The organism is Cryobacterium sp. N19 (genome assembly GCF_002929595.1).
In the GTDB taxonomy this organism is placed as follows: domain Bacteria; phylum Actinomycetota; class Actinomycetes; order Actinomycetales; family Microbacteriaceae; genus Cryobacterium; species Cryobacterium flavum.
In genome coordinates, this window is record NZ_PJJR01000007.1 from 1 (window position 1) to 1,589 (window position 1,589).

At 65.8% G+C, this 1,589-nt stretch carries 2 protein-coding genes; both read right to left on the reverse strand.

Features of this window, described 5'->3' with window-relative positions; all coding sequences use genetic code 11:
• Positions 1–242: 242 nt before the first annotated feature.
• Positions 243–485 (reverse strand): glutaredoxin family protein, encoded by a 243-nt coding sequence (locus CXY78_RS00055; RefSeq protein WP_104087432.1) that lies wholly within the window; start codon positions 483–485, stop codon positions 243–245.
• A gap of 257 nt (positions 486–742) precedes the next feature.
• Positions 743–1,589 (reverse strand): hypothetical protein (locus CXY78_RS20870; protein WP_158253219.1); only part of this gene is annotated, 847 nt, incomplete at its 5' end.

Below are 1,589 nucleotides of genomic sequence, written 5' to 3' on the forward strand. Positions count from 1 at the left end.
CGTCCGCGCAGCGGTCCAAGGACCCGCAGGGTCTCCCCCGGTCCCCATGGGGTTGCGTCTGGTGTTAGCCGGCGTCGCCGAGGTGCGACCACTGATTCACGAGGTTGAGCACGCCGAGGTTGACGAGCTCTCGCGCCGAGCGGTGATCACCCTGCTGGTGGCTCCCCGCGGCGCGCTCCTGGTCGCTTCCCTTCCAGACGCGTGGCCCTGTTGCCGCGGGCCTCGTCGATCGGTCCGCGGGGTTAGTGGCCGATTTTGGTGATGAGGTCGGGGCGGAAGCCGGCCCAGTGGTTGTGGTCGTCGATGACGACGATGGGAGCGCTGCTGTAGCCGAGTTCATCTTGCACGTAAGTGAGAGCGGCAGGTGTTTCAGTGAGGTCGACGACGGTGTAGCTGATGCCCTGCTTGTCGAGGGCGAGTTTGGTCATCCGGCACGGCTGGCAGTTCGGTTTCGTGTAGACGATGACGCCGACTGTTTCGTTCATCGCGGGCCTCCTTTTTACTCACGCTGTCGGGGTGGTGCTTTTCGGTAGCGGAGGTTCGCTGTGCCCGGGAGGAAGCGACCATAAGTGCGGAACCGAGGGGTCGGGCCAGTGGGTGAGGAAATAAGCGACCGGAGGGAACGCCGAGCCCAGTTGTCCCACCGGTCGGCACACCGTGCGCACGTTGGTCAGCGCCCGCCCGGGCCAGCAGGCTCCTCGAACGAACAAACATCACCCCTGACGTGGGTGGGGCCTCCCGGTTATCCAACGGTCATCGGATCATCGGTGAACGCGACATCGAGGTGCAGGTGATTGCACGTGTCATCGAACTGGGTGAAGTGCACCACCGCCAAGTTGATGCCCGCCTCCCGCCGGCAGTCTGCCTGCCCGATCCGTGCCCCGGTAGGCATGACCGGGTCGAGCAGTCCGATCAGACGCAGGGACTGGCCGTCGGCCCCGGTGAGGCTGCGACCGCCAAGGGAATAGAAGTCAACGGCTCCTCCACCGCCATTGATCCAGTGCGACGACTGAGTGCCGGCGCCGAGGAGTTGCCCGGTGCATTTGCGGTTAATGTCGCTGACACCGACCTGGTGAAACTTGTTCACAGCCAGGACCATCACCTGCAGGATGCGGGTGTCAATCCCACAGTCCGGGACGGTCTGCCCACTGGCGATCCACCGGATCTCCTTCAGATGATCCGGGACCAGGCCACGCAGCTGCCCGTTGTCAGCGGCGGTGACGAGCTGCTGCGCCAGCCCGACCGCATCCCCACCAGCAACACCACAGGCGCCGCCAGCACTCGCGGTCAGTGCGGTGACGACGTCGGTCGCTGGCGCGAAGAACGGTGCGTAATGTTCCGGGTCGGCGTTAATCTGCACAGCGGATGCCGCCGCCGACGGCGCCATCGTCTCCCACCCGGTCAGCGCGGTCAGGCGTTGGAAGAACAGCCGGGCCGAGGTAGCGGGGTCCATCCGCTCCGCGAGGGATCCCCAGTTGGCGCGTTGCTGAAACAGGCCGCGACTGTCCGGCCCGGCGGTGTCGCCGTGGTCGAGGTTGATCAGGCTGGACTCCCCCATCGCCGTCATCACCCCCAGGGTTTGCGCCTGC